The sequence below is a fragment of the Pseudomonas psychrophila HA-4 genome, from assembly GCF_000282975.1.
Lineage (GTDB): Bacteria > Pseudomonadota > Gammaproteobacteria > Pseudomonadales > Pseudomonadaceae > Aquipseudomonas > Aquipseudomonas psychrophila_A.
The window spans coordinates 1-8,552 of sequence record NZ_ALJC01000113.1 but is presented as its reverse complement, the minus strand read 5'-3'; the positions used below and the strand labels follow the sequence as shown (position 1 = coordinate 8,552).

The 8,552-nt window shown below is 48.3% G+C and carries 8 protein-coding genes; 5 read left to right on the top strand and 3 right to left on the bottom strand.

The features are described 5' to 3' along the window. Positions 1-212: 212 nt before the first annotated feature. The 4 genes from B347_RS0118560 to B347_RS0118535 all read left to right on the top strand — a co-directional run bounded on the left by B347_RS0118560 (position 213) and on the right by B347_RS0118535 (position 4,243). Positions 213-1,511 (top strand): site-specific integrase, encoded by a 1,299-nt coding sequence (locus B347_RS0118560; protein WP_019411199.1) that lies wholly within the window; start codon positions 213-215, stop codon positions 1,509-1,511. 604 nt (positions 1,512-2,115) lie between these two features. Continuing rightward, positions 2,116-2,355, top strand: coding sequence for a hypothetical protein (locus tag B347_RS0118550; RefSeq protein WP_019411197.1), 240 nt, complete (start codon positions 2,116-2,118; stop codon positions 2,353-2,355). A gap of 291 nt (positions 2,356-2,646) precedes the next feature. Next, positions 2,647-3,129, top strand: coding sequence for a hypothetical protein (locus tag B347_RS0118540; protein ID WP_019411195.1), 483 nt, complete (start codon positions 2,647-2,649; stop codon positions 3,127-3,129). Between the two features lie 250 nt (positions 3,130-3,379). After that, a complete protein-coding gene (locus B347_RS0118535; protein ID WP_019411194.1) occupies positions 3,380-4,243 on the top strand; it encodes a helix-turn-helix domain-containing protein in 864 nt (287 codons plus the stop codon). A gap of 782 nt (positions 4,244-5,025) precedes the next feature. On the opposite strand, the gene B347_RS25185 is transcribed toward B347_RS0118535, so the two are convergent. Beyond that, complete coding sequence (locus tag B347_RS25185) at positions 5,026-5,337, bottom strand: hypothetical protein (protein WP_157786894.1); 312 nt, start codon at positions 5,335-5,337, stop codon at positions 5,026-5,028. Positions 5,338-6,274: 937 nt separating this feature from the next. Between B347_RS25185 and B347_RS0118520 the strand changes: the two genes are divergently transcribed. Then, positions 6,275-6,892 (top strand): recombinase family protein, encoded by a 618-nt coding sequence (locus B347_RS0118520; RefSeq protein ID WP_019411191.1) that lies wholly within the window; start codon positions 6,275-6,277, stop codon positions 6,890-6,892. A gap of 464 nt (positions 6,893-7,356) precedes the next feature. On the opposite strand, the gene B347_RS0118515 is transcribed toward B347_RS0118520, so the two are convergent. Together B347_RS0118515 and B347_RS0118510 are read right to left on the bottom strand one after the other, a co-directional pair. After that, on the bottom strand, positions 7,357-7,728 hold the full coding sequence (locus B347_RS0118515) for a hypothetical protein (protein WP_019411190.1): 372 nt from the start codon (positions 7,726-7,728) through the stop codon (positions 7,357-7,359). Then, positions 7,725-8,162, bottom strand: a complete 438-nt coding sequence (locus B347_RS0118510; RefSeq protein ID WP_100218047.1) for a hypothetical protein — start codon at positions 8,160-8,162, stop codon at positions 7,725-7,727. Before B347_RS0118510 ends, B347_RS0118515 begins: the two co-directional genes overlap by 4 nt. Between the last annotated feature and the right edge of the window lie 390 nt (positions 8,163-8,552).

Here is an 8,552-nt window from a genome sequence, read left to right as displayed (position 1 = left end):
CACACAATGTTCCCGCTGTGGCTGCTTCCTTCCGGATCTGACCATGTGGCATGCAAGCATGCTCGGTAATCGTTGCAAGCCATATGGAGTAAGGGTTTCAGGCTTTTGAGGTTGCTTCCAATAACCCGTGCCAACACGTTACACGGGCAGTTAAAAATCTGGGGTGCAGTCAGCATTGTTCCACTCGACTGTTCCACTTTGGTGTTCCACTTATGGCCTACATCGTCCGCCGCAACTCCGCTTACTACATGAATCTGCGGCTGCCCAAGCACCTATTCCCTAATCGGCACACCCTACGCCTCAGCCTCAACCTGCGTGAGCGTCAGTCCGCTTTGTTCACAGCAAGCCACATTGCTCAGAAGGTGCATGAGCATTTACTTGAACATCCCTTAGCAGACCTTGAGACGCTCCGTACGCTGTGTGTTGGGTGGCGAGACGCTACGCCCGCACCAGCAATTCAATCTGTCATACGGGGCCCCTCAGCCATTACACCCAAGCAAGTCAGCGGCAGCCCAACCCTTGGCACCCTATCCAAGCGATACATCGAGGAAGGTAAACGTGGTGGCACATGGCGTGAAGTGAGCACGCACGAAGTGGAACGCTCACTACGAGACTTGTTTGAGTTGATGGGTGATATGCCTATTGCTGCATTCGATGTGCATCAAGCACGCCTGCTGAAAGATCGCCTGAGCCGCTGCCCGCAATACTTCGGACTACGACCTGAGTTCAAAGGTAAGACACTGTTGCAGGTGGTTGAGTCTGGTAGCACCTACAAGACCGTCACAGCGGTTACGGTGAACAATCGTCTGCGCAAACTCTCAGCATTTATGAACTGGTGCAAAATCAACGGATACCTCCAAGACAACCCGTTGACCGGACTCAAGATGATGACGGGTTCAGCAAAGGAAGCACGCTTATCATTTGAACAGCGTGACCTGACCGCCCTTCTCGACCTGAATGCACTCAAAACTGAAGCTCGAAAACATCCTTGGCGCTACTGGATACCATTGCTGGGCCGCTACACAGGTGCTCGACTGGAAGAGTTGTGTCAGCTACGAGTCGATGACTTTGTTGAGCAACAAGGCATTCAATGCATCCGCGTAGATGACAGCAGCGAAGGTCAGAATCTAAAGAATGCAAGCAGTCGACGCATGTTGCCCATACACCCATCCCTGATTGAGCTTGGTCTACTGCAGCATGTTGAGTCAGCCAGAGCCAGTGGAGGCCATAGATTGTTCCCTGAACTTGAACCTGTACGGGGAAAGCTGGGGCATGCCCCATCCAAGTGGTTTGGAAGGTACAAGGCTAAGCGCGGCATTGATGACAACAAGAAGACATTCCACAGCTTCCGACACACACTCATCGATGACTTAAGGGATGCTGGCGTACAAGACTCGCTGATCAAAAGAATCGTTGGGCATGAAGACAGTGCCGTCACTTTTGGCGTTTATGGCAGTAGGACACCCTTGAAAGCAATGCAGGAAGCTCTCGAACACATCAAGTCTGACTAAGAAATTATTGCATGGCACCGAAGACATGGGGGGGTACTCGACCCATCATAAGACTGCGACAGAAATCAGAAACTCTCAGCCCAACCACTGGACCGATAGCGCATCGCAAAGGGGCTTCTGATGTCCACCGCGCGAAGAAGTCAAAAATAATTATTGACTTTAGTTTTTAGATATGTATTGACAAATCAAGATCGCCTTGGTAGTATTAAAGTAAGTAGGGATATCTTCACTTTAAGTGCTACCCCACCCTCTCTACCCATCTTGAATAGCCCACCTAAATCTGTGGGCTTTTTTTTCGCCTGCAAGAAAACCTAGTCGCTAGCCAAACAATCACCTATCCAAAGGAGGACATCTCTATGCCCAATATTCACAATTGCAAGCAGTGCGGTATCTCGCTTACCAACAAGTATGGTAACGCTCGCCACTGTAGTCACGCTTGTCGCAGCAAGACATGGCGACAATTGCAGACACCAACAATCTCTGTGAAATTGAAGCTGACAATTCCGCAGTTTGACATTCTCAAGACACAAGCTGACAGTCTCAACCTATTGATCAATCAGCTGATCATCAACAGAGCGACGAGTGCTTCCGGCTGCGTGCATCCATGAATTTCATCGTTATCGACAAACAAAGCAACTTGATAACAGGAACCGTCACAGCGCCAGCAGAACCAACTAAAAACACCAAGACACTCTTCATCAAGGCTGGCGAACTTACTTTATCGAAGTACTTCAAGCTAGCAACCAAGGCGCGAGCCAAGGGCCTCTTGGTAGATATTGGTGAACTGGCGAAAGTCTCCCATAGCTTCCTTGATTCATTGATTCGAAACGATAAAAAACGCTGACCCCTAGCTAGGGTACAGGGTCATACCCCCATCGACCTGAGAGCACCGTAATAGAGCCTTCCAATATCGCAATCTGAGCAAAGCACAGCCTAAACCCCACAACCCAATATGGAGTACACCAATGACTTTTCGAGAAAGAATGGCGTTCGCAAGTAAGCAAAGACAGACCCAAAGCGCCTCACCAGCAGCTGCTCGTAATCGAGTAAAGAAGACGCCTACGACTGAGCAATATAGAGCAGCAACCCTTGAACGCGTGCTAACTAAAATGAAACTGATGAAGGAGACAATCTGATGACTGCCAAAGTAGAAAAGATCACCATTAAAGGGGTTCCACCTCAATACGACCCAAGCAGATTGGAGGAGCTGGTGACTACTGCCAAGCAGCATTATAAGAACTCCACACAATGCTGCATCATTATTAGATCAGGAATAGGTAAAGAGTTTCTACAGCTCGTTGCTGACAACTTAAATCAAGGTTGCACCATGAGCGCATTCCCGCTCAACTTGGGGCCTATCAACTTTAACTGCCATTTGATTAAGTCACCGGCACTGCAAGCAACCGACCTCGCTCAAATTGAAGCGGACGTCAAAGCTAAGTACATCGAGTCATTGGAAGCTGAGCACGTCAGATACAAAGAGCTGCTGCTGGCCCAACTACTCCAGTCAGAGCAAACCAAGGCAGCCAAGAAGGCCGAACAAGCGAAGGAGAAGCTTCTGCTTGAGTTAAAGAAGCAGGTAGAAGCCACCTACACCCCACTCCAGATCCCTGAGTAGATCAGGACACCCCTAATGCCATGCAGAAAGTCCTCCGACTGCATCAATAATCAGTTGCATTATCATTATGACAGCAGTATGATCCGCCCTCGCATCAAAATGCGTACAGACATCTGAAGCCTCCCCCGCGACCACTGCGAAATCAGTGCCTTGCAAGTTGAGGCTTTTTTTATGCCTGCGATTTACCAAAACCAACCGGCAGAACCCGAGAGGATTGCCTATGAACTGAACTTGAAAAGGAGATATTCCAATGCCGTACGCACTCGCCTCAAATTTGACATCCGATGCAAACGACCACGCTTCAGACCTGCTATCTCCAGCAGAGCTGAAAGCAATGAGTGTGCGCTTCGAAGCTAACGCTGCTCAATGGCTGACAGAGAATGCACCAACAGCCATAGCCACTACCACGACCATGCGCAAACCGAAGAGCGGGCTCGGACGCAAACCCAAGAGTATTGTTAATCCATTTTACGGCTTCGTCGGCTGCACAACGCACCTAGGGCGCTATCCAGTGTTTGCAATGGACATTATCGAAGGCATTGCACGACTTGATTGGCATGACCGAGATATCGATGTCGGCGGCAAGTCCATGCCATTGTCTGTGCGAAACCTTGTCTTGATTCTGGAGAGCCTTTCAATCGTAACCAACGAAGTCGTTGAAGATCTGCTGCAGCTGAGAGAAAGACATGCCAGACGTTACGTCAAAGCAATTGAACTAATCATGCCATGGATGATGAAGAGTCGCCCTCAGGATCTCATCAACGAAATGGAGGGTATTGAACCCGAACCGGAAGCCAGCGAGTGGGATGATGGCGATAATTTACACAAACCCAGCGCTGAAGAACTGGCAAAACTCCATTACGACATGCGCACTTTCATCGAGCATAAGAGTGCTGAAGAATACAACAACCTGCATACTGCTGAACTTGCAGGTGCCAAGATCAGCAATATGATTCCTTTGCCAGCACGCAAACAGCACCCCATGAAAGTAGAGGCACTGGGCTTACTGAACCAAGGAATAAATCTATCGGAAGTCTCGCGACTGACTGGCGTACCCCGCAAAACCTTAAGGCAATGGCGAGACGCATCTCATAGTCAAAAGTTGGCTGCATAAATTGCAAGGGTGGAACCTATTTCGGCCGCATGTATCATAGAAGCATTTGATTCTGTTTTGATGACCAAAGGGCAGAAAAGCAGGATTGAATGTTGCATTACTCTTAAATTGGACATTTATGATTCTGCGTCTATGCAGAAAAACAACCTAAGTTACTATAAGTCTGTGTAGGCGAGCAAACTCACCACCTACACAGAACAAACTGACACACCCTAAGACCAATAAAGAGTCAATACAAAACGAAAAGCTTCTCGCCTTTGATCTTGACTATATTCTGTGGGCACCCACAGGAAACAGCCTACACTGACAAACAAGTCAAGAGCCTTGAGGGTGTTATACCCTCTCTCCAAGATCAAGAGCCTTACTACATTCTTTGCATACGCAAAGGATAGGAATCAGTCACCTTGAGGCAACAAGGTAATAGCATGCTCTGTGGAAGCCACAAAAAGCTTGCCCTTGACGTAGACCTTGACGCAAGAGAAACCAACACAGCCCTTGAGCTCTTACGCTGCTAGAGTCAATCTGTCGATACAGGACAGAAAGACTTTAAGCCCTGACTTGACTCTCAGTGCAGGCAAGGTCATGTGTGAAGCACACATAGTAGAGTCAAGAGCCAAAAGCTCTTTCGTTTTGTATCGACTACTAACTGGTACGGCGTGGTGCCAGATACATTCAAGGTGATAGATTTTTTGCAGCCAGCACTGCAACAACAAGGGAGCGGTCTATACACCCCTTAATCTCAATCTGGAGTTGGAGCTTCTCCTGAGTCTGTACAACAACGATCAGTTGCAAGCCACGCCTGAGGCAGCCAAGGTCTGAGGGATTGCGTGGACAACCTTCTTAACAAGCTCATCCTCCAGCGCTGTCATACGATCGTACACAGCAGCAGAGATGATTGAGCTGTATGACATAGCCATCAATGTAGCTTCACGTTTTGGGAGTGTGTACATTGGGTAAGACTGCCCGTTTTGTGGGTGGATGTGGGTATGCAAGAATTTTTGCTGACCAACCCCCAAATTAACGTGGGCTAAAAATTTAGCTGACGTCTCTTCACCCAATACAGCCACCACTTTAACCAAGAAATTCTTATGCACCAGCTCCTTGTATCCCTTGCCACCAGAGTCAGCAACGGACCGCCGCATCGCCCCACTTGGGACTGCACCAAATCAAACTCCCCGAGATTGAGGGTATTTGAAAGTTCGGATTCATACTCCTTGCTTGACTTCTACAACACCAGATGATAGCCGAGGCTGAGGGATCTAGCCAGCTTATCAGCATACTGCCTGTACCCTAGCCTACCCAGAAGCCGCCCATACGCAAGTACTTACCGTAAGCAGGGCTGAAAGCAGGCGAGCAATGACCCAGCTAACACCTCAAATTTCACGCAGAAGCGCCTCAAACACTGATTTTTACTGGGCTCCAACTCCTCCGTGTCAGACAGACCCCTCCCAAACGAGATGAATGTCCATGATCAATTACTGCCACCTTGGAAACTGGAGAAGAGCGCTCGATCAATCGAGAAGCAGAGACCGCACAATCTAACCAAGCTCTTTGGAAGCAGAGGGACGAAACGCTGGGCAGCTCAGAACAAGGGCCATGTGGATGCCAACTGAGATACCGAGTAGATCCTGAGTGACCTGCACTACACACTGACCTGCACTACAGCAGAGCCTGCATTACACCCCCCCCTTCATAGATAAACCGATCATCCTTAGTGTCAGGCAGCTTTTTGCTGTTGCTCTTCAGACGGTGAGCGATAAGCGAAAAGCTCCTGATGCTTGCCGTCAACCCCCATACAGCCTCCTTGGCTATACGCCCGTCACAGCATTGGCAACCAGCCCTCCCTGAATCCAGCACCAGTAAATGATCGTCCCCCCTCTGCATCTGGACTGTACCGCTTTGAGTATAGGCCATCGAGTACAACAACAAGCCCCCTACAGATAACCCGGACTGTACCGATATAAATAGATTTACAACCCTATCGAGCACATATATAATCGGTACACCCAAACGAGCACAGGCATCACCATCATGTTCATCAGAGCTTACCTTCGCGCCAGTACAGACTCACAAGACGCCAGCCGTGCCAAGCAATCGCTAATCGACTTCGCATCAGAGCATGGTCACAAGATTGCTTGCTTCTATGTTGAGAACGATTCAGGCACTAAGCTGGATCGGCCTGAGCTGTTCCGGCTGCTAGAAGACAGCCACGTCGGTGACGTACTGCTGATTGAAGGTGTAGACCGCCTTTCCCGCCTATCACAAGAAGACTGGGCCAGCCTCAAGGCCACCATTGCAGCCAAGAAGGTGACAGTTGTATCGCTCGACCTATCTACCAGCCACGCAGCATTGAAGGCTACAGACGGCATGGATGACTTCACAAAGGGGATGATCGCCGCCGTCAACGGGATGCTGCTAGATATGCTGGCTGTGGTAGCTCGCAAGGACTACGAGGACCGCCGTCGCCGCCAAGAACAAGGCATCGACAAGGCAAAGGAAAGCGGTGTGTACAAAGGCCGACAGGTGGATCACGAGCTACACGCTCGCATTAAGGCATGTGTGGCATCCGGCAATAGCCTTCGCAAGACAGCAACAATTGTTGGGTGTGCCTTGAGTACAGTGCAGCGAGCCATGAAAGAGACAGTGTAAGGCCACAGCACTCATCCAGCTTCGATAACACCGAAGCAGTGGATCAGCATAGGTTAGAGGCTATCGTCGCCTACACAGCCCTGCATCCGTTGAAACAATGGATATTGATCGATCCTTGATGATGCAGCCGGGTAGTACAGGGGGATTTGGCATTTATCAGAGGGGCGGGTCAACTCAGGATGCCTGAGGGGTTAAGCGAGTTACCTGTCACGCCGGATTTATGCCATCTGATTCCTAAGCTGATTGGAAAGTGCCAACTGGGGAATCCGGGGAATTAAATGTTAAAATATTAGTAAAATCGAAACACACAAACACCAAAAGCCACACCCTCAGGCTACTGGAGGTGGCATTAAAGAAAGATCAGACAATTACACTGACAATACAATACATAGATGGTGAGCCACCCATCAAGCAAACATAAGCGCGCAGCTCACCACCGCAGGAGCTTGCCTGCGATAATAATATCACCACGTATCATCGCTGCTAATTATATCATCTAGAACATCATCCATCCCATACACTTTCTCTTTAACCAAAGTGTATAACTCCCCAAGGGATTCCCGCGCCTCCTTGGTACCTAAGTCTTTAGAGTTGTAAGAAATCAAACCACTGAACTCCTGCCACTCTTCAGGTTCCCAGGCTGCCATTTTCTCAAGACTATAGCTTCCAGGGTAGTAGTGTAGGTAGTACTCACCTGAGTCGTTCTTGATGATTGACCATTTGTGTTTACCAGCATAGCGAAAGAAAATTTCGGATTCGTGTACACCCTGCAAAACCATATCAAACTTATCTTTATTAGAAGCCATAACATTAACCGCTTCAATAATTTTACTCACGCGCCCTCCCCCCCAACTAAATCATCTATGTTTCCGACATTAAGATTCCTGAGCCTTTCCCGCAGCTCACTTACTACCGCACGTTTTTTTGGCTCTGTAAGCTTCTTTCTATTAGTAGTAAGTTCTTCCATCCTTACTATCAACTCAGCAAAATGGCCAGATAATTTATCATTACCACGAATCTGCCCAATTATATCATGGAAGATATTCTCTATAATTTCTATATTCTCTGGATCCTTGGCATTATAATCATTTAAGCGCTCAAGCTTTTCTTTTATCTCAGAAAGTGATAGCTGAAATGTATAATTAACCAGAAGAGAAAATACTGAAAATATCTCTTTACGCTTTACCAAGAACAAATAAATAGCTATAGAAGAGGCGATAATAGTTAATATGCCAGATAGAAAAGAGACCACATCAATAACAACGCTCAAAATTCCATCCTCCAGCACCACTGCGCCAAGCCATTATTCCTCTATCAACCCAGCCGAGACGCCATCATTTTCGAAGGTGCCATTCGGAAGTGCCTCCCAATGGCCACTATACCTCATCACCCCGGAATGCCAAGAAACCTACACGACCTGACCGATCGATAATCGAGGTCATGGCAATGAATGCGAGAAGTACGCCCTCCTGAAAAACAGACAGGCATCGATCATCAAAACAAAACGATTGGATAGTGCGAAAATGAAAAGGTAGGATGCTCGACACAGCGCACCACTTAGGTGTACCTAACCGCTGTCACACTTCGAGATTTTTGACGCGAAAATCCTTGTAGAATCAAGGACTTAGAGAATGGAGGCAACCCCACCAGCCACACCCCG

Coding starts and splice junctions, on each gene's coding strand:
- B347_RS0118550 (WP_019411197.1), top strand. CDS start 2,116: ATGAATTTCATCGTTATCGACAAACAAAGCAACTTGATAACAGGAACC.
- B347_RS0118540 (WP_019411195.1), top strand. CDS start 2,647: ATGACTGCCAAAGTAGAAAAGATCACCATTAAAGGGGTTCCACCTCAA.
- B347_RS0118535 (WP_019411194.1), top strand. CDS start 3,380: ATGCCGTACGCACTCGCCTCAAATTTGACATCCGATGCAAACGACCAC.
- B347_RS0118560 (WP_019411199.1), top strand. CDS start 213: ATGGCCTACATCGTCCGCCGCAACTCCGCTTACTACATGAATCTGCGG.
- B347_RS0118520 (WP_019411191.1), top strand. CDS start 6,275: ATGTTCATCAGAGCTTACCTTCGCGCCAGTACAGACTCACAAGACGCC.